Origin of the sequence: Rhodococcus sp. C-2, from assembly GCF_027854095.1 — a bacterium.
GTDB classification, from domain to species: domain Bacteria; phylum Actinomycetota; class Actinomycetes; order Mycobacteriales; family Mycobacteriaceae; genus Rhodococcus_F; species Rhodococcus_F qingshengii.
Genome location: NZ_JAQGFI010000007.1, coordinates 1 through 22,496, shown reverse-complemented (window position 1 = coordinate 22,496; position 22,496 = coordinate 1). Strand labels below are relative to the sequence as shown.

20 protein-coding genes, 1 tRNA gene and 1 pseudogene are annotated in these 22,496 nt (G+C 64.3%); 10 read left to right on the top strand and 12 right to left on the bottom strand.

The window, feature by feature from the left end; all coding sequences use genetic code 11:
* Positions 1-387: 387 nt before the first annotated feature.
* Positions 388-1,104, top strand: a complete 717-nt coding sequence (locus PCS43_RS16245; RefSeq protein ID WP_073513298.1) for a hypothetical protein — start codon at positions 388-390, stop codon at positions 1,102-1,104.
* Positions 1,105-1,177: 73 nt separating this feature from the next.
* Positions 1,178-1,259, top strand: a tRNA-Leu gene (locus PCS43_RS16240).
* 59 nt (positions 1,260-1,318) lie between these two features.
* Here PCS43_RS16240 and PCS43_RS16235 read toward each other — a convergent pair.
* The gene (locus PCS43_RS16235) at positions 1,319-2,038 is read right to left on the bottom strand and encodes an aspartate/glutamate racemase family protein (RefSeq protein ID WP_209909171.1); all 720 of its coding nucleotides are present in this window, start codon (positions 2,036-2,038) and stop codon (positions 1,319-1,321) included.
* A 209-nt stretch (positions 2,039-2,247) separates the two neighbouring features.
* Between PCS43_RS16235 and PCS43_RS16230 the strand changes: the two genes are divergently transcribed.
* Both PCS43_RS16230 and PCS43_RS16225 read left to right on the top strand, forming a co-directional pair.
* The gene (locus tag PCS43_RS16230; protein ID WP_021333455.1) at positions 2,248-2,655 is read left to right on the top strand and encodes a hypothetical protein; all 408 of its coding nucleotides are present in this window, start codon (positions 2,248-2,250) and stop codon (positions 2,653-2,655) included.
* The gene (locus PCS43_RS16225; RefSeq protein WP_003945334.1) at positions 2,652-3,032 is read left to right on the top strand and encodes a DUF3817 domain-containing protein; all 381 of its coding nucleotides are present in this window, start codon (positions 2,652-2,654) and stop codon (positions 3,030-3,032) included. Before PCS43_RS16230 ends, PCS43_RS16225 begins: the two co-directional genes overlap by 4 nt.
* Before the next feature lie 62 nt (positions 3,033-3,094).
* Here the strand turns inward: PCS43_RS16225 and rdgB are convergent, their stop codons facing one another.
* The 7 genes from rdgB to clpS form a co-directional block, all read right to left on the bottom strand.
* Positions 3,095-3,703 carry an RdgB/HAM1 family non-canonical purine NTP pyrophosphatase gene (gene rdgB, locus PCS43_RS16220; protein ID WP_063316259.1) on the bottom strand — a complete coding sequence of 203 codons (609 nt, stop codon included), beginning with the start codon at positions 3,701-3,703 and terminating at the stop codon, positions 3,095-3,097.
* Positions 3,704-3,706: 3 nt separating this feature from the next.
* Entirely contained in the window at positions 3,707-4,492 is a 786-nt protein-coding gene (gene rph, locus PCS43_RS16215; protein ID WP_003945332.1) for a ribonuclease PH, read from the bottom strand.
* A 52-nt stretch (positions 4,493-4,544) separates the two neighbouring features.
* Positions 4,545-5,303: a cyclic nucleotide-degrading phosphodiesterase gene (locus PCS43_RS16210; protein ID WP_007733274.1), complete on the bottom strand. Its 759-nt coding sequence runs from the start codon at positions 5,301-5,303 to the stop codon at positions 4,545-4,547.
* A 97-nt stretch (positions 5,304-5,400) separates the two neighbouring features.
* A complete protein-coding gene (locus PCS43_RS16205) occupies positions 5,401-6,060 on the bottom strand; it encodes a rhomboid family intramembrane serine protease (RefSeq protein ID WP_209909176.1) in 660 nt (219 codons plus the stop codon).
* A gap of 92 nt (positions 6,061-6,152) precedes the next feature.
* Positions 6,153-7,220 (bottom strand): P1 family peptidase, encoded by a 1,068-nt coding sequence (locus PCS43_RS16200; protein ID WP_162113781.1) that lies wholly within the window; start codon positions 7,218-7,220, stop codon positions 6,153-6,155.
* Complete coding sequence (aosR, locus tag PCS43_RS16195) at positions 7,217-7,807, bottom strand: oxidative stress transcriptional regulator AosR (protein ID WP_003945318.1); 591 nt, start codon at positions 7,805-7,807, stop codon at positions 7,217-7,219. The genes PCS43_RS16200 and aosR overlap by 4 nt, the downstream gene beginning before the upstream one ends.
* A gap of 56 nt (positions 7,808-7,863) precedes the next feature.
* The gene (gene clpS, locus PCS43_RS16190) at positions 7,864-8,175 is read right to left on the bottom strand and encodes an ATP-dependent Clp protease adapter ClpS (protein WP_037132099.1); all 312 of its coding nucleotides are present in this window, start codon (positions 8,173-8,175) and stop codon (positions 7,864-7,866) included.
* Positions 8,176-8,296: 121 nt separating this feature from the next.
* Between clpS and PCS43_RS16185 the strand changes: the two genes are divergently transcribed.
* Genes PCS43_RS16185 through PCS43_RS16175 form a run of 3 tightly spaced genes read left to right on the top strand, consistent with a single transcriptional unit; the run spans position 8,297 to position 12,339 of the window.
* Entirely contained in the window at positions 8,297-9,637 is a 1,341-nt protein-coding gene (locus PCS43_RS16185; RefSeq protein ID WP_030537905.1) for a nicotinate phosphoribosyltransferase, read from the top strand.
* The gene (locus tag PCS43_RS16180; protein WP_209909179.1) at positions 9,634-10,281 is read left to right on the top strand and encodes a nicotinamidase; all 648 of its coding nucleotides are present in this window, start codon (positions 9,634-9,636) and stop codon (positions 10,279-10,281) included. Before PCS43_RS16185 ends, PCS43_RS16180 begins: the two co-directional genes overlap by 4 nt.
* Positions 10,282-10,290: 9 nt before the next feature.
* Positions 10,291-12,339, top strand: a complete 2,049-nt coding sequence (locus tag PCS43_RS16175; RefSeq protein WP_209909182.1) for an ATP-dependent DNA helicase — start codon at positions 10,291-10,293, stop codon at positions 12,337-12,339.
* A 68-nt stretch (positions 12,340-12,407) separates the two neighbouring features.
* Here the strand turns inward: PCS43_RS16175 and glgP are convergent, their stop codons facing one another.
* A complete protein-coding gene (gene glgP, locus PCS43_RS16170) occupies positions 12,408-15,008 on the bottom strand; it encodes an alpha-glucan family phosphorylase (RefSeq protein ID WP_042446167.1) in 2,601 nt (866 codons plus the stop codon).
* A gap of 178 nt (positions 15,009-15,186) precedes the next feature.
* On the opposite strand from glgP, the gene PCS43_RS16165 reads away from it, so the two are divergent.
* The 3 genes from PCS43_RS16165 to PCS43_RS16155 are packed head-to-tail and all read left to right on the top strand — an operon-like array spanning position 15,187 to position 20,860.
* Positions 15,187-17,211, top strand: a complete 2,025-nt coding sequence (locus PCS43_RS16165) for an alpha-1,4-glucan--maltose-1-phosphate maltosyltransferase (protein ID WP_030537901.1) — start codon at positions 15,187-15,189, stop codon at positions 17,209-17,211.
* The gene (glgB, locus tag PCS43_RS16160; RefSeq protein ID WP_209909185.1) at positions 17,211-19,412 is read left to right on the top strand and encodes a 1,4-alpha-glucan branching protein GlgB; all 2,202 of its coding nucleotides are present in this window, start codon (positions 17,211-17,213) and stop codon (positions 19,410-19,412) included. Before PCS43_RS16165 ends, glgB begins: the two co-directional genes overlap by 1 nt.
* Positions 19,412-20,860 (top strand): neutral zinc metallopeptidase, encoded by a 1,449-nt coding sequence (locus PCS43_RS16155; RefSeq protein WP_209911633.1) that lies wholly within the window; start codon positions 19,412-19,414, stop codon positions 20,858-20,860. Before glgB ends, PCS43_RS16155 begins: the two co-directional genes overlap by 1 nt.
* 18 nt (positions 20,861-20,878) lie before the next feature.
* Here PCS43_RS16155 and PCS43_RS16150 read toward each other — a convergent pair whose 3' ends face one another.
* The 3 genes and pseudogenes from PCS43_RS16150 to PCS43_RS16140 all read right to left on the bottom strand — a co-directional run.
* Positions 20,879-21,775 (bottom strand): tetratricopeptide repeat protein, encoded by an 897-nt coding sequence (locus PCS43_RS16150; RefSeq protein ID WP_209911636.1) that lies wholly within the window; start codon positions 21,773-21,775, stop codon positions 20,879-20,881.
* 105 nt (positions 21,776-21,880) lie between these two features.
* Complete coding sequence (locus PCS43_RS16145) at positions 21,881-22,243, bottom strand: DUF3817 domain-containing protein (RefSeq protein ID WP_003945330.1); 363 nt, start codon at positions 22,241-22,243, stop codon at positions 21,881-21,883.
* Positions 22,244-22,343: 100 nt separating this feature from the next.
* Positions 22,344-22,496 (bottom strand): annotated as a pseudogene (locus tag PCS43_RS16140) (acetyl-CoA C-acyltransferase); the annotation flags it as partial.

Here is a 22,496-nt window from a genome sequence, read left to right as displayed (position 1 = left end):
AGGTGGGATTTGCGGTGTGCTGCCCGGCTGAAGTGCTCGCGAATTCGTCGAGAGAATCGACGGAGTCAGGGCGTTCGTGCAAGACAAGGTTTACACAGAATCATGAGGATTTCCTCACGTTTGTCGGCACCCTGGAAATCTGGACTTTCGGGGCCGTGATCTTCCTCACGAGACTTCGAGAAAGTGACTCGCGAGTAGGTCGCGAACGCCCTGCCTGGGACTGTTACCGGGATTTTCAGAAACCTGAGGAACCCCTCATATTTATTGTTACCAATTCGTGACCTCCTTGACGGACGGTCGATCCCGTGCGTTCCGGGCCACAATCTGTCGGACCCCCTCGCTACGTTCAGCGCGTCCACACCGGACGACTTCTCGGGGGGAGAAATCATGGAAGACACAGACGTAGTCAGAGCGACCGAATTCATCGGCGCCGAGCTTCCGCGCGAGGCGTGGCCGCATTGGAATCAGGGATGGCCGCGCGAGTCCGAAGCCGCCCTTCTCGATGCGATCTTCTCGTCGCGCGCCGCCTATGGAACACCGAAGACCGGAGTCCGCGCCGTCGTCGACCGTTGGCGCACACACCGCTCGGTAGCCGCCGACCATCGCCTCGACAGCTTGCCCGCTCTCGCCGCCTTCACCGACCGTGGCGACGAGCTCGCAACGATTCTCGGCAATCGCCAGCGCGTGCCGGGCAACTACTTCACCAAAGCCGAGGGTGCGGCTCGCGCAGCCAAGGCGCTCGTCGATGCCGGTTGCCGGTCCAGTGCCGACGTCGAGGACACCGAAGGCCTCCGTTCGGCAGTCGTCTCCGTTCCGGGGCTCGGCCCCAGGACCTTTGAGACGCTGGTGTTCCTGTCCGGGAAGTTGACGGTAACTTCGATCGATCTACTTGCACGGTTCGCCACCGAAGCAAGCAGTGGTGAGGAATTGTTGTCGAGCACCGACGCAGCCGAGTTGCTCGTTGCGGTTGCCGAATATCTCGATGTCGATGTTCAAACGCTCACCCACGCTGCGTGGCGGTATCAACGCACGGCCGAGCAACCGCACCGATCGAAGAAATCCGCTACGCCGCCCGCAGCGGATCCACTCGCCGAAACGGCCTGAGAGCGGGCGGGCGCATCCCGACCAGGGTGGTGTGCCCGCGAGCGACTCCACTCGCGTATCCTTTGAATTCCGCGCGCGAGTGGCGGAATTGGCAGACGCGCTGGATTTAGGTTCCAGTGTCTCAGGACGTGGGGGTTCAAGTCCCCCCTCGCGCACAACGAAGAGCCCCGCCGGATCTGATCCGGCGGGGCTTTTTCGGTTCTCGTGAGCAAGGTCAGCGCTTTCGATCCTTGACCGGTGGAGTCATGTACGTCGTCCGGCTCGGCGTCAGCCCCAGACGGACCGAGCTCTCCAACCACGTGATCGCCGACGCCGTCGGATCCACAACCGGAACATGAATCCCTTTGCCATGCAGCCTGTCTCGGACTGCGCCGGTCACACCGAGCATGCCGGTGCAACCGAGAACGACGGAGTCGGCCTCACCGTTCTCCACTGCCGTAGACGCCTGTGCGGCCAGTCGATCGACCAGTTCCTCCCGATCGGTGAGGCCCAGCACCGGCATGTCCACGACTCGAATACTGCCCAGCCGACTATCGAGTCCATACCGCCGAGTGAGCGATCGGAGCATCGGCACGACATTCGGCAGGATGGTCACGACCCCGACGCGATCGCCCAGACTCATCGCTGTCAGAAATGACGGCTCGAAGCCGCCGACCACCGGAGCGTCGATGACCTCTCGGGCGGCATGCACTCCGGGATCGGCGAAACACGTGATGAACACGCCGTCCACGCCGTCGGCTGCCGCTTCCTCGACCCTCTGCACGATCCCGGGGCCGGCAAGTGCCTCGTCGTACTCGGACTCGATGCTCGCCGTACCGGTAGGCAGCGAAACGACGTCGACCGTCGTGCCGGGCGCCGCCCAGTGCTCCACCTCGGCTGTCACCGCCGGAGTCAGTGTGGGGTCGATGACCGGGCGAATCACTCTGATGTGCATGAAACACTCCCCTGCTTTCGGATACGCGCCGAGGTTATCGATGCAGTACAGCCGGGAGAATGTGTTCAGTGCCTGGCATTGCGGGTGAGGATGGGCATAGCGCACAGGTGCTGTGGAACGGCTTCTACGACACGCCGTGGCACGGCTTCTACGACACCGTGTCGGAGATCGCAGGGCGAGGGACTATAGCTCTCAGGTACCGTCTTAGTGTGTCCAAGAACGCTACTAAACGCCGACCTGCGCTGATTCTGCTGGTCATCGTGTCAGCTGCCGGCTGCCTCGCGCTCGGCTGGTGGCAGTGGGAGCGCTTCGAAGCCGTCGGAGGCTCGGGACAGAATCTCGGGTACGCGTTCCAGTGGCCGCTGTTCGCGGCGTTTGTCGTGTACGCGTACCGCAAGTTCGTTCAGCTCGAAGACGTGGACCCCGAAGAGGCCGAAGCCGAGGAAGCCGCCGCGGAGCCGCGTGAGATTCCCGCCGACCTCTTGCCGCAACGCCCGCAGGCCGAGTTCGACGATGTGAACCTCGACGTCGACGACCCTGAAGCCCGCCAAATGCTGGAATACAACGACTACCTTGCGCAGCTCGCCGCTCGCGAGTCCGATAGGAGCACGACGTGAGTACCGGTTCGGAAGCGAGCATCGCTACCCCCGCAGTCAACGCAGAAAAGCAGAAGAAGGTTGCGTCGGCGCTGGTCCGATACCGCGTTCTCGCCTGGATCACCGGCCTCTGGCTGCTGTTCCTGACCGGTGAGATGGTCTACAAGTACCTGATTCTCGACAATTCGGCGGACGCACCGTCGTGGTTGTTCTACATCGGCCAGATCCACGGCCTGTTCTACATGCTCTATCTCGTATTCACGATCGACTTGGCGATCAAGGCCCGGTGGAAGCCCGGTACGACGGTTGCCACCGCGCTCGCCGGCACGATCCCGTTCCTGTCGTTCGTGTTCGAGCACAAGCGAACCGCCCAGGTGAAGCAGGCTTATCAGCTCTGAGAGTTTCAAAAAGTAGAGCCCTGAACGCAGACGCGTTCAGGGCTCTACTTTTCGGATTCGGTTCAGCCGGCCAGTGCCGCCAGCGCGGGAACGAGCTGTACGAGCGCGCGCCCTCGATGTGACGCCGCATCCTTCTCGGCCGGGGTGAGTTCTGCGGCCGAGCGGGTGTCGCCGTCCGGACGGAAGATGGGGTCGTATCCGAAGCCGCCGTCGCCGGCTGGTTCGCGGGCGATCACCCCGCGCCATTCGCCGCGCACGACGGTCTCGTCGCCGCCAGGGATCACCAGTGCACAGGCGGAGACGAACGCCGCGCCTCGACGCTCGTCCGGGACGTCTCCCAGCTGAGCCAGGACCAGAGCCGTGTTGGCGCCGTCGTTTCCGTGAGTACCCGACCACCGCGCGGACAGCACACCCGGCATACCGTTGAGTGCGTCGATCTCGACACCGGAATCGTCTGCGATGCAGGGCATTCCGGTTGCAGCTGCTCCGTCACGCGCTTTGGCGAGCGCATTCTCCTCGAACGTCGCTCCGGTCTCGGGGGCTTCGGGGAACGGCGGGACCTCGTCGAGCCCGACCAGTTCGATTCCGCTCACTCCGGCGGCGTCGAGCACCCGGTGAAGTTCCTTCAGTTTCTTGGCATTTCGGCTGGCAACCAATACTCGTACGCTCACAGCTCAGGCACCGAATTTCTTCTTGGGTTCCGGATTCTTCGGTTCGGGTAGCACCCCGGGATACGGCTCGGCCAACGCTTGACGCTGGATCTCGAAAAGTTGCTCACAACCAGCCAGAGCGGAGTCGAGCAGCTTGTCCAGCGTCGAGCGTGGGAAGGTGGCGCCCTCACCGGTTCCCTGAATTTCCACCAGCGTGCCGGTATCGGTGGCCACGACATTCATGTCTACCTCGGCACGCGAATCCTCTTCGTACGGAAGGTCGAGACGCACTCGTCCGTCCACGACGCCGACGCTGACGGCCGCTATGCCACACGAGATGGGCTGCGGGTCGGAGAGCAGGTCGGCGGCGCGCAGGTACGTCACGGCGTCGACCAGGGCCACGTATGCCCCCGTCACAGCCGCAGTGCGGGTACCGCCGTCGGCTTGGAGGACATCACAGTCGAGGGCGATGGTGTTCTCACCGATTGCCGCGAGATCGATGCACGCTCGAAGTGATCGGCCGATGAGTCGACTGATCTCCTGCGTGCGGCCGCCGACCTTGCCCTTGACCGATTCGCGGCCACTGCGTGTGTGCGTGGCGGCGGGAAGCATCGCGTATTCGGCTGTCAGCCAACCCAAGCCGGAGCCCTTGCGCCAGCGGGGTACACCCTCTTCGACGCTGGCGGTGCACATGACGCGAGTGTTCCCGAACTCGACCAGAACGGATCCGGCCGGGTGACTGGTGAACCCGCGGGTGATCTTGACCGTGCGGAGCTCGTCGTCCGCCCTACCGTCTTCTCGTGTAGTCACCTTCGTGAGCCTAGCGGTCGCCCGGTGAGCGCTGCACCGAATGTGAGGGGAATCAGATGTCGTAGACACTTCCGGCGGAGACGGCATGGACCGGTCCGGAGAATTCGGATTTCGCTTCGGCGATCACGTCTTCACGCGATGTCCACGGCGGGATGTGCGTGAGGAGAAGTTCCTTGACGCCGGCGAGGGCAGCCACACGGCCGGCTTCCTTACCGGAGAGGTGAACTCCCTCGGGGCGATCCGGACTGTCGGTCCACGACGCTTCAGAGAGCAACACGTCTGCACCACGCGCGAGTTCGACGACGTTGTCGCACATACCGGTGTCGCCTGTATAGACGAGGACGCGGCCGTCGGCGCCGGTGATCCGGAAACCGTAAGCCTCGGGTGGATGATTCATCCGGCGGGCGACGACGCTCAGTTCACCGAACGTCACCGGCTCGTTCTCGGCCCAGAGCCGGACGTCGATGGTGTCGGAGATGTCGTCCATCTCGCCGGCGCACTCGGCGGAGGACACTCCGATGCGGCACGCGGTGTCGGTGGGGCCGTAAACCAGAGCCCTACCGACCGGCGGGTTGGGGTGATAGCGACGCCAGACGAGCAGGCCGGGCATGTCGAGACAGTGGTCCGCATGAAGGTGCGAAAGCAGGATCGTCACCTCGCCCGGATCGGCGTATCGCTGCAACGCCCCAAGAACTCCCGGGCCGAAGTCGATCACGAGCGGCGGAGTTCCCGGTGCCGTGAGCAGGTATCCCGAAGCCGGTGAATCCGGACCCGTGACGCTGCCGGAACACCCCAGGACGGTCATGCGCATACCGGTCATGCTGCCACGTCTACCCGTCTGGGAAAAAGCTCTTGGTGGTTTTGGCGCGTCGAAGTCACACCGCAGTGAGGGTGTGACCCACGTCCGTTCAGAAACTCGGTGGTCGAACGGCCTGCGCCGACCCGGCGCGCTTGGCCCTCTCCCCCGACGTGAGCGCCCAGGCGGCCACCACGCCGCCGATCGCTCCGAACAGATGCCCTTGCCAGGAAACCCGTGGATCGCTCGGCAGAACGCCCCACAGCACTCCGCCGTACACGACGAAGACGGCAACGCCGATCAGGATCTGTGTGAAACTCCGCGTGAAGAACCCGCGCACCAGCAGGTAGGTGACCCAGCCGAAGATCAGCACGGACGCACCGACGTGATTCGAGTTCGAGCCGGCGAACAACCAGGTCCCGACGCCGCCGATCACCCAGATGATGCCGGTCGCCGCGAGTCCCCGCGCAATTCCCGACACCAGCACGAGGTATCCGAGGATCAGCACCGGAATGGTGTTGGCGATCAGATGACCCCAGTCGTCGTGCAACACCGGGGCGAACAGGATTCCCCACAGGCCGTCGAGCGTGCGCGGGGTGACGCCGGCGTTCTGGACGTTCTGACCGGAGATGACATCCACGATCTCGATCACGTAGAGCAGGATCGCGAAGCCGCCCACCAACACGGCCGACTGCTTCCACACCGAGGGTGGACCGGATTTCCGTGCCGGCGTCCGGGTGCCGAAGTCCGGACTGTTGAAATCCATCGTCATCGTGTGCGTCCTCCACCGTCGATCCGGTCTTCTGATCCGGTCACTTGCGACCAGGCTCAATTCGAGATTACCGCCGATTCCAGGAGTGCTGCTTAGAGAAATGCGGACGGGAAGAGTTCGCGGTAGCTCGGGATTCCGGCTACCGACGTGGCGTCGAGAATCGCTGTGACGATCGCACGTTCGACCACCTGGGCCGAAGCCGCGCACACCGCGTCGAGTATCGGCAGTTCGTTCGGGAAAGCGTCCGGAACCGTGATCTCCGAGTTCGGAGTGTGATCACCGGTGGCGAGCGCAAAGATCGTGTCGCCGTCGAGCGGCGAATGTGCGGGCCGAATCGCTCGGGCCAGGCCGTCATGACCTGCGACGGCGACGCGTCGGCACCCGGCTTTCGTCAAGGCGGCGTCAGTGGCGACCACACCGATCGTGGTGTTGAGGACGGTTCCCTTGGCTGCAACGGCGTTGGCCGACGCGAGTTCGGACGCGTCGGGGAGCCTGAGGCCGAACGACTCCGCGCCGTCCGAGCCGACGCCCCACGGCAGGCCTGTTCTGGGGTCGAAGACCGAACCCACCGGATTCGCCACGATCAAGGCGGAGACCGTCGTCCCCTCGGCGGGGCCGTCGGCGATCACGACGCTGGCCGTTCCCACCCCACCCTTGAGCGCTCCGGCTCTGGCACCTACCCCCGCGCCGACCGTGCCCGTGGCGAATTCGCGCGAAGCAGTGTCGGCAGCGAGGAATCCGAAATCGCCGGTCGGACGAACGGTCCAGTCCCCCACCGGCAGATCGAAGATCACGGCGCCGGGCACGATCGGTACCACCTGGCCGGGAGCGCCCATCGCGATCCCGTGATCGTGTTCCTCGAGCCAGCGCATCACTCCGTCGGCCGCGGCAAGTCCGTAGGCACTACCGCCGGTCAACAGCACGGCATTGACCTGCTGGACCGAATGGCTCGGGTCGAGCAGATCGGTCTCGCGGGTACCCGGACCGCCGCCCCGGACGTCGACTCCGGCGACCACACCGGCCGACGCGAGCACGACCGTGCAGCCGGTGGCTGCGCCGCTTCCGAGAGTGGCTCCCTCGTCGAGCTTGTGGTGATGACCGACGGCGAGGCCGGCGACATCTGTCAGTGAATCAGTGGGCCCGGTCCGCGTCGTGGTCATGGCATGAGCGCCTGGACGAGGGAGTCCTGCATCCACGTCAACCAGTGATAGACGTCGAGATGCGGGGCTCGCGGGTCGTCGGGTTCGAGGCTCTCCGGTGTGTCGGCGTCGATGCCGAGATTGGTTCCGAGCGCGAGACGGACGTCGTTGAGCGAGGACAGCCAGGCGTCGGCCTGTTCCTGCGTGAGAACGACCTTGCCGCCGGCCTCCGGAAGCGAAGCCAACAACATGCGAGCGGACTCACGCTTGGCGTCGATGATCTCGGGTTCGTGCAAACTTCGCAGCGCGCCGTTGACATTGGCGCCGGCGTCGTCGAGATCGTCACTGTCCGGAGCGACCTTGTCCGGATCGGTGCGCTGGAAGTCGGGCAGCAAACGCGCCAATACCGGATTGTCGGGTGTCTCCGAATTTCCGGTACGAAGGCCCGTCAGGGCGGCGAGCTCGTCTTGCGGCGCCGAAGACGCACGCTCGTCGAGAAGCCCGGTCACCGACTCCACGAGCGAGCGCAGAACCGCCGCCTCGTGGCCGTCCATCTCGGACTTGAACTTCACTCCGCCGAGTGAACTCTTCCTACTCCACGTCCGCACGCGTCGGACTCCCGTCTACGAGTTAGGCGAACAAATCGGTCGAAAAAGTGCTTTTCTCAGGTGTCGTCGCGTTGCATCGTGGCCCAGAGACCGGCAGCGTGGAGGCGACGAACATCGGCCTCCATCTTGTCGCGCGAACCGCTCGAGACCACGGCCTTGCCCTCCGAATGGACCTGCATCATCAAGTCGGTGGCCTTGGCTTTGCTGTAGCCGAACAACTTCTGGAACACGTAAGTCACGTAATGCATGAGATTGACCGGGTCGTCCCAGACGATGGTCACCCAGGGCCGATCTGCGGCTTCGATGGTCGAAACAGCCTCCGACTGCTCGGGCGTGGCTTGAGGAGAGGAAGCCGTAGCGCCTCTCATCGTTACGTTCGCCGAGTAAGTGCCGGACACGGTCGCGCCGCCGAAAACCATGTATCCAGGGTACGGCGCGACGAGAGGCGACAACACCCACCCACGTCGTCTCGCGCATAGAGTTGTGTGCGTGCCTACGCAAATTTCCGACATCCGCGACGCCGGTGCCAGCACCGCACTGCTCACCGATCAGTACGAACTGACCATGCTCTCGGCGGCTCTCGCCGACGGATCTGCCTTCCGCAACTGCAGTTTCGAGGTATTTGCACGGCGGCTGCCAGACGGTCGTCGCTACGGCGTCGTCGCCGGTACCGAACGCCTTCTCGACGCACTCGAGCAGTTCCGGTTCGGTGAACCGGAACTGGCGATCGTTGCAAAATTTCTCGACGACACGACCGTCGAGTGGCTGCGCAACTATCGATTCTCCGGTGACATCGACGGCTACCGCGAGGGCGATTTCTACTTCCCCGGATCACCGATCCTTTCGGTCCGCGGAACTTTCGCCGAGTGCGTCATCCTCGAAACCTTGATTCTCTCGATCCTCAACCACGACAGCGCGATCGCTTCGGCCGCTGCCCGCATGGTGAGCGCAGCGGGCGGTCGACGGATGATCGAGATGGGCTCGCGTCGTACACACGAACAGGCCGCCGTCGCCGCTTCACGTGCCGCGTATCTCGCCGGCTTCGACGCCACCTCCAACCTCGAAGCCGCGCGGCGTCACGACGTACCCAGTGCAGGTACCAGCGCGCACGCCTTCACTCTCCTGCACACCACCGAAGACGGTCCGGACGAGGCAGCGGCATTCCGCGGTCAGGTCGCGGCACTCGGCGTATCCACCACGTTGCTCGTCGATACCTACGACATCACCGAGGGTGTGAAAACGGCTGTTGCCGTTGCCGGTCCCGAGCTGGGCGGGGTTCGCATCGACTCCGGCGATCTCGGCGTTCTTGCTCGTCAGGTACGCCAACAACTCGACGATCTCGGTGCTACCAAAACACGCATCGTCGTCTCCGGCGACCTGGACGAGTACGCGATCGCGGCTCTGCGCGCCGAACCCGTCGACTCGTACGGCGTCGGCACTTCCCTGGTCACCGGATCAGGCGCCCCCACCGCCGGCATGGTCTACAAACTTGTCGAGGTCGACGGAATCGCGGTCGAGAAGAGAAGCACCAACAAGGCATCTCGCGGCGGCGCAAAGAAGGCACTGCGCGTAGTGCGTCCGACCGGAACGATCGTCGAAGAAGTCATCTACCCCGCCGGATCACCGTCACCTGTCTCCGAGGCGGACGGAGCGACCGAACTGCTGATCCCGCTGGTTCGCGAAGGCAAGGTCGTCGACAGCGCGCCGACGCTCGAAGAGAGCAGAGCGGTTCTGAAGGCAGGGCTCGTGAGCCTGCCGTGGGAAGGCCTCAAACTCTCGCGCGGAGACTCGGCTGTGCCCGTTCGATTCACCGGAGGTGAGCACCAGTGAGCGCAAAAGCACTGATAATTGTCGACGTTCAGAACGATTTCTGCGAAGGTGGCGCTCTTGCAGTCGACGGCGGTGCTGCGGTTGCGGGAGCCGTCAACGATTTCGTCAACTCCCACGAGTACGACGCCGTAGTCGCGACTCGCGATTTCCACATCGACCCTGGGGCGCACTTCTCCGAGAATCCCGACTTCATCGACAGCTGGCCGGTTCACTGCGTCGTCGGGACAGCCGGCGCCGAGTTCCATCCGGCGTTCGACGCTTCCGTCGCCGGGTCGGCGATCTTCTCCAAGGGCGCCTACAGCGCGGCCTACTCCGGTTTCGAAGGAGCAGCCGAGGACGGCACGACGCTCGAGGACTGGCTCCGCGCCCACGAGATCACCGACGTCGACGTGATCGGAATTGCCACGGATCACTGTGTCAAGGCCACGGCCGTCGATGCCGCGCGCGCGGGGTTCGCCACGACTGTCCTTCTCCCCTTCACCGCTGGTGTGTCGACCGCCACGATCGAGTCGGCATTGGTGCAGATGCGGGAGGCGGGAGTGCAGCTGATCGGGCGAGACGAGGCGTCGCCGGAAGAAGACTCGAATGCCGGTGATCTACCCCGGAAATCATCCGTGGACGTTTCTGACGTAGGGATCCATTAACCTTCGTGGGTGGCCGATCAACTCCCGAACGTTCCCGAACTGCTCCAGACAGCGGTGCGGTCGCTCGGCGGTGCCGAACGAACCAGTCAGCTGACGATGGCGTCCGCCGTGGCGCACTCGATCGACACCGGCGAGCATCTGGCCGTCCAGGCCGGCACCGGTACCGGTAAGTCGCTCGCCTACCTCGTTCCGAGCCTGCGCCACGCGGTCGAATCGGGACGCACCGTGGTCGTGTCCACCGCCACCATCGCGCTGCAGCGTCAGCTCGTCGACCGAGATCTGCCTCGGCTCGCCGATGCCCTGAAGAAGCCACTCGGCCGACGCGCAGAGTTCGCAATCCTCAAGGGCCGCAACAACTACCTGTGCATGAACAAGATCCATACCGGCGCGTCCGAGCAGCCACCCGAGGACGAGTTGTTCGATCCGTTCACGGTCTCGCGTCTCGGCCGGGAGGTCGTCCGCCTCACCGAATGGTCCTCCGACACCGAAACCGGTGATCGGGACGAATTGGTGCCGGGCGTATCCGATCAGGCGTGGCGGCAGGTCAGTGTCACCTCCCGCGAATGCATCGGTAAGAACCAGTGCCCGGTCGGTGAGGACTGCTTCGCCGAGCGCGCCCGAGTCGAGGCGTCGAAGGCCGACGTAGTGGTCACCAACCACGCACTGCTCGCGATCGACGCCATCACCGGCATCCAGATCCTGCCTGACCACGACGTCGTGGTGATCGACGAGGCCCACGAGTTGGTCGACCGCGTCACCGGCGTCGCCACGGCCGATCTCACTGCCGCCTCGATCAGTGCCGCGGCCCGGCGTTGCGGCAAGATCGCCGAAGAGCAGGATGCCGATCGCCTCGAAGCTGCCGGCGAGGGGTGGGCTGGACTCCTCGAGGAATTGCGCCCAGGTCGCTGGGAAGGCCTCCCGGACGGGGCGGCACCCGCACTGGCTGCGATCCGCGACGCGGCCTGGTCGCTGCGCACCGCTATCGGTCCGGCCAAACCGGGTATGGCTGCTGCAGATCCCGAAGCCGCTGCGGCCCGCAACGCCGCACTCTCGTCCGTCGACGACGTCCACGACAGTGCCGTGCGTATTCTCACCGCTTTCGACGAACCCGACCCGGCCAAGCGCAAGGACGTCGTCTGGCTGTCCTCGGACGAGTTCCGCGGATCGGTGCGGCGCTCCGTCCGGATGGCTCCGCTCTCGGTCGGCGGATTGCTGCGCTCGCGACTGTTCGCCGAATCCACCGTCGTTCTCACTTCCGCGACACTGACCGTCGGCGGATCGTTCGACGGTCTCGCCGTCAACTGGGGACTTCCTGCGGAATCGTCCGCGCGCCCCGACTCGGGTACCGCCATCGGCACCGAAGCACCTTCTGACGCTTCGGCTTTCCGCTGGAACTCACTCGACGTCGGGTCGCCCTTCGACCATGCAAAGTCCGGCATCATCTACATTGCCCGCCACCTGCCCACGCCCGGCCGCGACGGCCTCTCCCCTGTCTATCTCGACGAGATCGCCGAACTCGTCGAGGCTGCGGGCGGACGCACCCTCGGCCTGTTCTCGTCGATGCGCGCCGCCAAAGCCGCGTCGGAGGCGATGCGCGAACGCCTCGACACCCCCATCCTGTGCCAGGGCGACGACGCCACCGGCACCCTCGTCAAGGCCTTCGCCAAGGACGAACCCACGTCACTGTTCGGCACGTTGTCCCTGTGGCAGGGCGTCGATGTTCCGGGTCCGTCACTGAGCCTCGTCATCTTGGACCGGATTCCGTTCCCGCGCCCGGACGACCCGCTGTTGATGGCTCGCCAGCAGGCTATCGAATCCCATGGCGGTAACGGCTTTCTCAGCGTCTCGGCCAATCACGCGGCGCTGCTCCTGGCACAGGGCGTCGGCCGTCTGCTTCGTAGCACCGACGACAAGGGCGTGGTGGCCGTGCTCGATCCGCGTCTGGCCACGGCGAGATACGCGGGTTACCTTCGCGCATCGCTGCCTCCGTTCTGGGAGACGACCAACCCCGAAGTCGTCCGCAAGGCGCTCACCCGCATCCGCGACTCACGTCGCTGACCCAGTTCTCACGCGGGCACAATTCTGCCCCGGTACCGACCGAACGGACCGGGGCAGAATGCAATACGTCAGACGCTCGGAGTGGTCACCAACCCGAGTTCGGACGCATCGACCAACAACCGGTGATGCGGCAGCACCCGCACGGTGTATCCCACGGAGCCGGAGACCGGAAGCGCAACCTCGGCTTCGAAGATCTCGGTTCCGTCCTCGGCGCCGAAGTGTGTCATCGGGAACGTCACCACGTCGGTGAGCTCCTCGCCCGGGCTGACGCGTCCCAGGACTGCCTGAACCTCCACATCCGAGACCGACAAGCCGCCGAGACGGACCTTGGCCTTCAACGAGATGGTCGCACCGATCTCCGGAGTGTCCGGCAGTCCGGAACCGTCCACCTGCTCGACGGCGACGGACGGCCACTGCGATTCGATGCGACGACGGAACTCGGCCACCTCACGCGCGCCGGCAAAATCGTCCGCCACTACCGCTCGAGCTGATTCCGCCGAAGGGGCGTAGTAGTCGACGGCGTAGTCACGAACCATGCGTGATGCCAACACCTTCGGACCCAGATTCTCGAGGGTGTGGCGAACCCTCTCGACCCAGCGCGTCGGCAGATCGGCTGCATCACGGTCGTAGAACGTCGGCAGTACCGCGTGCTCGAGAAGTTCGTAGAGGGCGCTGGCTTCCAGATCGTCACGCCGCACGTCGTCGAGAACACCGTCGGCCGTCGGAATGGCCCACCCGTTCTCGCCGTCGTACATCTCGTCCCACCATCCGTCGCGAATGGAGAGGTTGAGGCCGCCGTTGAGCGCGGATTTCATGCCGGAAGTACCGCACGCCTCGAGGGGGCGAAGCGGGTTGTTGAGCCACACGTCGCAGCCCCAGTACAAGTAGCGGGCCATCGACATGTCGTAATCAGGCAGGAAGACGATGCGGTGACGCACATCCGCTTCGTCTGCGAACCGCACGACCTGCTGGATGAGTGCCTTACCGCCGTCGTCGGCGGGGTGCGACTTGCCGGCCACCACCAACTGCACCGGACGTTTCTCGTCGAGCAACATCGCACGCAGACGCTCGGGATCACGCAGCATCAGCGTCAACCGCTTGTACGTCGGAACGCGCCTCGCGAATCCGACTGTCAAGACGTTGGGATCGAATACTCCAGTGGTCCAGCCGAGTTCGGCCTCGGTCGCGCCGCGTTCGAGCCAGGACGCTCGGACACGACGACGAACTTCGTCGACCAACTTGCCGCGCAACGCATTACGTGTTTCCCACAGTTCGGTTGCCGACAACTCGTGCAGGCGCTCCCACCCGCGTGCTTCTTCGAGTTGCTCCTGACCGACGATCCGCCTGGCCACGTCCATCCACTCCGGCGCCGCCCACGTCGGCGCGTGAACACCGTTGGTGACCGAACCGATCGGCACCTCGTCGGCGTCGAAGCCCGGCCAGAGACCGTTGAACATGTCGCGACTGACGATGCCGTGCAACTTCGAGACGCCGTTGGCTCGCTGGCCCAAGCGAAGACCCATGTGCGCCATGTTGAAGATCGACGGATCGGCTTCGCGCCCCATCCCGACGATGCGGTCTACGGTCAGGCCGGGAAGCAAACTCGATTCGTTCTCGCCGTTCGCTCCGCCGAAGTAGTGACGGACCAGATCCGCCGGGAAGCGGTCGATTCCGGCGGGAACCGGAGTGTGCGTCGTGAAGACCGTTCCGGCGCGGACCGCGGCCAGAGCCGAATCGAAGTCCAGACCGCTGGTGGTGACAAGTTCCCGAATCCGTTCGATGCCGAGGAATCCGGCATGCCCCTCGTTCATGTGGAACACCTCGGGATCGGGCAATCCGTACGCCGCGGTGTAGGCGCGCACCGCGCGGACGCCGCCGATACCCGCGAGGATCTCCTGCTTGATGCGGTGATCCTGGTCCCCGCCGTAGAGACGGTCCGTGACGCCGCGCAGATCCGCGTCGTTCTCGGCGATGTCGGAATCGAGCAGCAGCAACGGCACTCGTCCGACCTGAGCGATCCACACTCGCGCACGCAGCACCCGGCCACCGGGCATTGCGACGTGAATGACGACCGGCGATCCGTCTTCGGAAGCCGGGCCTGCGTCCGTCAGCAAACGAAGAGGCAACCCTTGAGGGTCGTGCGGCGGGTAGTGCTCGGCCTGCCAACCGTCGGCGGTCAGCGACTGGCGAAAGTAGCCGGATCGGTAGAGCAGTCCGACGCCGATGAGCGGCAGCCCGAGGTCGGACGCGGCCTTGAGGTGATCGCCCGCCAGGATGCCCAATCCACCGGAGTAGTTGGGCAGAACTTCGCTGACTCCGAACTCCATGGAGAAGTACGCAATTCCGCCGGCTAACGATGTGCCCTTGGCCTGCTGGGATTGGTACCAGCGCGGGGTGCTCAGATAAGCATCGAGATCGGCTGCTGCAGTGTCGAGGTCACCGAGAAATGCCTCGTCACTGCTGAGTTCGTCGAGACGGGTGGGGTCGACTTCCCCGAGCATGCGGACCGGATCGAACTGGACTGCTTGCCAGAGTTCGGGGTCGAGTCGCGAGAACAGATCCTGTGTCTCGGGATGCCACGACCACCGAAGGTTGGTGGACAGGGGGCCGAGCGCGGCGAGGCGCTCCGGAAGGTGGGCTCGGACAGTGAACCGACGCAAGGCTTTCACCCCGCGAACCCTAGTCGAGTTCCTCACACTCTGTCCGGTGGAACCCGAACGCCCGAGCCGACCTGACCACCGACAGACCCGAATTCGTCGTTATCAGCACTCCAGCGCCGCACCCACTACGGTTGAACCCGGCGAAAGAAAGTTTTACCGCGATCCATCACCAGAAATGGAGCTTCCCGTGTCAGGACGCCTCGGTATCGACGACGTGGTACCCGAGATCTCGGGTAACTATCCGGCAAAGGCCGTGGTCGGTGAAGTCTTCCCAGTGCACGCAACCGTGTGGCGAGAAGGCCACGACGCCATTTCCGCCACTTTGGTCGTGCGTGGTCCGCGCGGTACCAAGCCGCTGCGCATTCCGATGGACCCCGGCACCGAACCGGACACCGTCGACGCGGTGTTCACACCGTCCGCCGAAGGCATGTGGTCATTTCGGATCGAGGCGTGGAGCGATCCCATCGCCACCTGGAAGCACGCCGTGGAAGCAAAGCTCGCCGTCGGGCAGGGGGCGGCCGAGTTGGCCAACGACCTGGAAATCGGTGCGCGCCTGTTCGAACAGGCCGCGCACGAGGTACCGCGGGGCAACAGGTCCAGGCTCGAGGCCGTCACGGCGTCGCTGCGCAGCGATCAGGCGCTGACTGCTCGCGTCGCGCCGGCCTTCGCCTCCGACGTCGCCGAACTGCTCCGCGCCACTCCGCTCCGTGAACTGGTCACCAAGGGCGAGTCCCACCCCGTCGTCGTCGATCGCAACCGTGCACTGTTCGGATCGTGGTACGAGTTCTTCCCCCGCTCGACGGGCGGTTGGGACGAGAACGGGGTGCCGCAACACGGTACTTTCCGAACCTCGGCCGAAGACCTACCCCGCATCGCCGCAATGGGTTTCGACGTCGTCTACCTTCCGCCGATCCATCCCATCGGCGAGATCAACCGCAAGGGACGCAACAACACTCTCACTCCCGAACCCGGTGACGTCGGCTCGCCGTGGGCCATCGGCTCGGTCGACGGCGGGCACGACGCTGTTCACCCGCAACTCGGCACGCTCAAGGACTTCAAGGCCTTCGTCGCGGCGGCCCGCAAGCTCGATCTCGAAGTGGCACTGGATCTCGCGCTGCAGTGCGCCCCGGATCATCCATGGGCCAAGAAGCATCCGGAGTGGTTCAACGTCCTTCCCGACGGCACCATCGCCTACGCCGAGAACCCGCCCAAGAAGTATCAGGACATCTACCCGATCAACTTCGACACCGATCCTCGCGGTCTGGACAAGGAAATCCTGCGAGTCGTCCGACACTGGATCAGTGCCGGAGTCAAGATCTTCCGGGTCGACAACCCACACACCAAGCCGCCGAACTTCTGGGAGACGCTCATCTCTGAGGTCAAGAAGACCGACCCCGACGTCCTGTTCCTCGCCGAGGCATTCACTCGTCCGGCGCGCATGTACGGCCTTGCCCGGCGCGGGTTCACGCAGTCGTACACGTACTTCACCTGGCGAGTTGCGAAGTGGGAACTCACCGAATTCGGTAACGAGCTGGCGGCGAAGGCCGACGAAGCCCGACCGAACCTCTTCGTGAACACGCCGGACATCCTGCACGAGTCCCTCCAGCACGGTGGGCCCGGAATGTTCGCTCTACGAGCAGCTCTCGCCGCCACCCTGGCGCCGACGTGGGGCGTCTACTCCGGTTACGAACTCTACGAACACCAAGCCGTTCGCCCCGGCAGCGAGGAATACCTCGACTCCGAGAAGTACGAACTTCGGCCGCGCCGTTTCGCCGAAGCAGCAGCGCGAGGCGAATCTCTCGAGCCGTGGATCACCGCACTCAATCGCATCCGGCGTGCACACCCGGCCCTGCAGCAGTTGCGGAACCTGCACTTTCACCACATCGACAACGACGCGTTGATCGCCTACTCGAAGTTCGACGCCTCGACCGGTGACGCCGTCCTGACGGTGATCAACCTCAACCCGTTCGCTGCAGAAGAGGGCACCGTCTGGTTGGACATGCCGGCGCTCGGACGCGAATGGCACGACCACATGACCGTGCTCGACGAGGTAACCGGTGAGCAGTTCAATTGGGGCCAAGCCAATTTCGTCCGCCTCGAGCCCTGGCGTTCGGTGGCGCACATCCTCGCGCTCCCACCCGTTCCGTATCCGGCCCGGATCTCTCTGGCCTACCAAGCACGCAATGCGCACCGCGCAGGTGGAGGCAAGTGATGTCAACCGAGAAGTTCCCTTCGGGTATCGCACCGGACAATCACGATCTGGAGCTGTTGGCGCGCGGTGAACATCACGATCCGCACAGTGTCCTCGGCGCCCATCCCCACGCCGACGGCACCGTTCTGCGAGCGTTGCGTCCCAACGCCGAGTCCGTCAGCGCCGTCATCGGCGGCAAAAACTTTCCTCTCGAACATGTTTCGAACGGAATCTTCGCGGCTCTGGTCCCCTACCCCGACCTGATCGACTATCGCTATTCCGTGACGTACCCGGGTGGACACACGGTTCTCGCAGCCGACCCTTACCGGTTCCTGCCTACTCTCGGTGAACTCGACCTACACCTGTTCGGCGAAGGTCGGCACGAACGACTGTGGGACATCCTCGGTGCACATCCGCGTTCTTACGAGACACCGGACGGCCCCGTCGACGGCACCTCGTTCGCCGTCTGGGCTCCGGCCGCCCGCGGCGTGACCGTCGTCGGCGACTTCGACGGGTGGAGTGGGCAATTCGCCCCCATGCGAGTCCTCGGATCCACTGGGGTCTGGGAACTCTTCCTGCCCGACATCGCAGTCGGTTCGCTGTACAAGTTCCGGATCCACGGCCACGACGGCTCCGTTCGCGACAAGGCCGATCCCATGGCATTCGGTACCGAGGTCCCGCCGGCGACGGCGTCGCGAGTGACCACCAGTTCGCATGAGTGGAACGATGCGGCCTGGCTCGAAACCCGCGCCGGTGTCGATCCTTCGCAGTCCCCGATGAGCGTGTACGAGGTGCACCTCGGATCGTGGCGTCCGGGACTCGACTACCGGCAGATGGCCGAGCAACTCGCCGTCTACGTCACCGAAACCGGATTCACCCACGTCGAACTGCTGCCCGTCTCCGAGCATCCGTTCGGTGGATCGTGGGGATACCAGGTCACCTCGTACTACGCACCGACCTCCCGCTTCGGCACCCCGGACGACTTCCGCTGGTTCGTCGACCACCTGCACGCCGCAGGGATAGGTGTCATCGTCGACTGGGTGCCTGCACACTTCCCCAAAGACGAGTGGGCCCTGGCTCGTTTCGACGGAACTCCCCTGTACGAGCACGCCGATCCGCGTCGCGGCGAGCAGTTGGACTGGGGCACATACGTATTCGACTTCGGTCGCCGCGAGGTGCGGAACTTCCTCGTCGCCAATGCACTCTTCTGGCTCGAGGAGTTCCACATCGACGGACTTCGCGTCGACGCTGTCGCATCGATGCTGTACCTGGATTACTCACGCCCGGAAGGTGGATGGACTCCCAACATTCACGGCGGCCGCGAGAATCTCGAAGCCGTTGCGTTCCTGCAGGAGATGAACGCCACCGTCCACAAGAACCATCGAGGAGTCGTCACCGTCGCCGAGGAGTCGACGGCGTGGCCCGGAGTCACTCGGGCGACCAATGTCGGCGGCCTCGGATTCAACATGAAGTGGAACATGGGGTGGATGCACGACACCCTCGGGTTCCTCGGTCACGACCCGGTACACCGGACCTACCACCATCACGAGATCACGTTCTCACTGATGTACGCGTGGAGTGAGAACTACCTGCTACCGATCAGCCATGACGAAGTGGTGCACGGCAAAGGAACTCTGTGGACCCGGATGCCCGGCAACGACTTCGCCAAGGCGTCCGGCCTGCGCTCACTGCTTGCATACATGTGGGCGCATCCAGGCAAGCAACTGCTGTTCATGGGACAGGAATTCGGTCAGAGTGCGGAATGGTCCGAAGAACGCGGCCTCGACTGGTGGCAGCTCGACGATCAGTACACCGGCACTCTCCATCGCGGCGTCCAGCGACTGGTCGGCGATCTCAACTCCGCGTACCGACGTCATCCGGCCATGTGGACCCTCGACACCTCGCCCGGTGGATACTCCTGGATCGACGCCAACGACACCGAGAACAACGTCCTCAGTTTTCTGCGTTACGGTACTGACGGTTCGATTGTCGCCTGCCTGTTCAACTTCTCGGGCAGTGAGCACTCGAGCTACCGCGTCGGGCTACCAGAGCCCGGCCGATGGGTGGAAATTCTCAACACCGATGCCGAGGTGTACGGCGGCTCCGGAGTCGGGAACCTCGGAGCGGTCACAGCAACGTCGCATTCGTGGCACGGTCGGCCAGCCTCCGCACAGGTGGCGCTGCCAGCTGCTGGAGCGATTTGGATAAGTCTGGAGCGTTGATGGTCGGCCGGCGAGTAGTCATTGTCACGTCGTCACTGTTGGCAGTGGCAGCACTGCTCGCCGGTTGTGCCCAGGGAACGAGTGGCCACGCCGTCTCGATTTATCACGATCCCTTCCGCGTCGCCGGACTCGACGCAACGGCAGGACCAAGCGGGTTGCGTCCGGGAGCCCCCAACGCCGACCGAGCAATCACCGGCACCGACGGCGGGGACATCGACGCGCTGGCAGCCAACGCCATCACAGACATCGAAACCTACTGGGCCGCCGAGTACCCGGCTCTGTTCGACAAGCCCTTCGAACCGGTCGACGAGCTGATCTCGTGGGACCCCACCGAATCGAACGGCCCGGACTTCTGTGAGGAGACCACCGAAGAACTCATCAACGCCGGGTACTGCAGCATCGATCACACCATCGGTTGGGATCGTGAATTGCTGCTGCCCGAGGTGCGGGAGAAGTTCGGTGAAGTGGCCGTCGCGTTCATCTTTGCGCACGAGTACGGCCATGCCGTTCAACGCAAGGCCGGGATCGTCGGCGGTAAACGAGACGCAGCCCTGGTGCGCGAACAGCAAGCCGACTGTTTCGGTGGCGCCTTCTTGCGGCACGTCGCCGAGGACAAGGCCGCGCACTTCACGATGAACACCTCCGACGGACTCAACAAGGTGTTGGCGTCGGCGGTCGCCATCCGCGACGAAGACCCTAATGATCCTGAGAGCCACCATGGTTCGGCGTTCGAGCGCGTCACCGCCACTCAGATCGGCTTCACCGACGGCGCCGGTGCGTGCGCGAAGATGGACGCCGACGAAATCGAGTCACGGCGTGCAGACCTCCCGCAGCAGTTCGCCGAGGGCAACGATTCCGGAGAACTGCCCGTCACCGAGGCAACTCTCGACGAGTTCGTGAAGACCTTCCAAGCGATCTTCGATCTACCGCAGCCACCGAAGGTCGTGTTCACCGGCGCAGACACCGGGTGCAGCGATGCCGTTGCGACCAAACCCGTCTCGTACTGCCCGTCGACGAACACCATCGGAATCAGCGTCGACGACCTTGCCGAGCGCGGCACGCCGGGTCGCGTCGGGCGACGCGAGTTGATCCAGACCAACATCACCGGTGACTACAACGCCTATGTCCTGCTCGCGTCGAGGTACACCCTCGCGATGCAGAAGGAGAACGGCCAATCGCTCGACACTCCGCAGACTGCCCTGCGCGCGGCCTGCTTGTCCGGCGTCATCACCGCAGCACTCAGTCCCACCAACGCCGCGGCGTCCGGAGCACAGGTCACACTCTCCCCCGGCGACCTCGACGAAGCCGTATCGGGGCTGCTGACCGACGGCCTGGCTGCCAGTGACGTCAACGGTGAGACGGTTCCGAGCGGGTTCGCACGTGTCGACGCGTTCCGGACCGGCGTTCTCGGTGGTCGGGAAGTGTGCGACAGCCGCTACACGGAGTAGCGACTGCCGGTCCACACGTCAGTAGAGAGCGGAAGCCAACTTACGACGGGCCGCGATGACGATCGGTTCTGCCGGGTCGAACAGTTCGAACAGTTCGAGCAAGCGCGTCCGAGCGGCAGCCTTGTCGTCGCCGGCAGTTCGCGAGACCACCGAGATCAAGCGGGCGAACGACGCCTCGGGTTGCTGGGCGAACATTTCCAGGTCGGCCGCAGCGAACTGCAGTTCGAGATCGGACGGATCAGCATCCGCGGCCGCAATCGACTCGGGATCGACACCCTGAACCCGAGCCATGAACTTCACCTGGCGGACAGCGCTCTTGGCCTCCGCATTGTTGGGTTCGGCGTCGAGAATTTCCTGGTACGCAGCGATGGCGGCGTCGAGATCGCCCTCGTCCAGCGCGGTTTCAGCGGCCACGAAGCGAGGATCCTCGACCTCCTCCACCGGTTCGTCCGCGTCGGAGACCGGCCCACTCAACTTGCCCTCGACAGCTTGGAGGACTGCGTCGAACCACTGGCTGAGCTGCGCCTCTGGCTGAGCGCCCTGAAAATCGGCCAACGGCTGACCAGCCGCGACAGCAACAACCGTCGGAACCGACTGGACACCGAATGCCTGCGCGATACGAGGGCTCACGTCGACGTCGACGTTGGCAAGAATCCACTTGCCGCCGGCTCGCGCTGCAAATGATTCGAGAACTTCGGTGAATACGACCGAGGGCTCGTATGCGCGGCCACCGATGTTGACGATCACCGGCACCTGGCTCGACTTCAGCAGGACTTCGCTTTCGAAGTTCTCCTCGGTCACCTCGATCACTGCCCCGGAGACAGCAGAAACGGCCCCGCCGCCGCTGGTGTTACGCGGCGGTGGTGGGGCCGTGGCCCGCTCTTTGAAGGCGGACAAGTCGACTGCGCCGCTCATGGCGGCAGCAACTGCGGACGAACGCGCGGGGGGCCTGGAACCTGGTCGAGTCACGGCTCCCAGTTTGTCACGAGTTGCGAGAAGCTACGTAGAGGGATGCAGCACTCAGACGAGCGCCGCGTTGCCCTTGGACGCCTCGAACTCCGTGGACAGCTCACCGAGCTTGCCGTTTCGCACTGCCCAGCGTTCGAAGATGACGGTGCCGAAGGGCGGAACGCTCGAGATCAGCGCAAGGATCGTGGTCTTGACGTCCCACTTGAGCGACCACGCGGTCAGGAGTGCAACAACGATGAACACCAGGAAGCCGGCGGTTCCGTGGACCATTCCGGGGATGCGAATCGCTTCTTCGTGTCCGAGGACCCACTTGAAGAACATGGCAACCAGCAAGGCCGCCCAGGTCACAGCTTCCCACCACGCCACCAGACGGAAGCGTTTCGCGGGAGTGGATACGTCAAAGATGTTCGCCATGAGGCCATTGTGCCCGAACAACTACGACGCCCCGTAGTTGTGTGAGGAAAACCACGGGGCGTCGCAGAGCGAGAGCGCTCGTTCAGGTGTATTTAGACACTCACGCCTTGGGGACGCGGACGATGAGTGCGTCGCCTTGTCCGCCGCCGCCGCAGAGTGCGGCTGCGCCGATGCCGCCGCCGCGGCGTTGCAGTTCGAGGGCGAGGTGCAGGGCGATGCGGGCGCCGGACATGCCGAGGGGGTGGCCGACGGC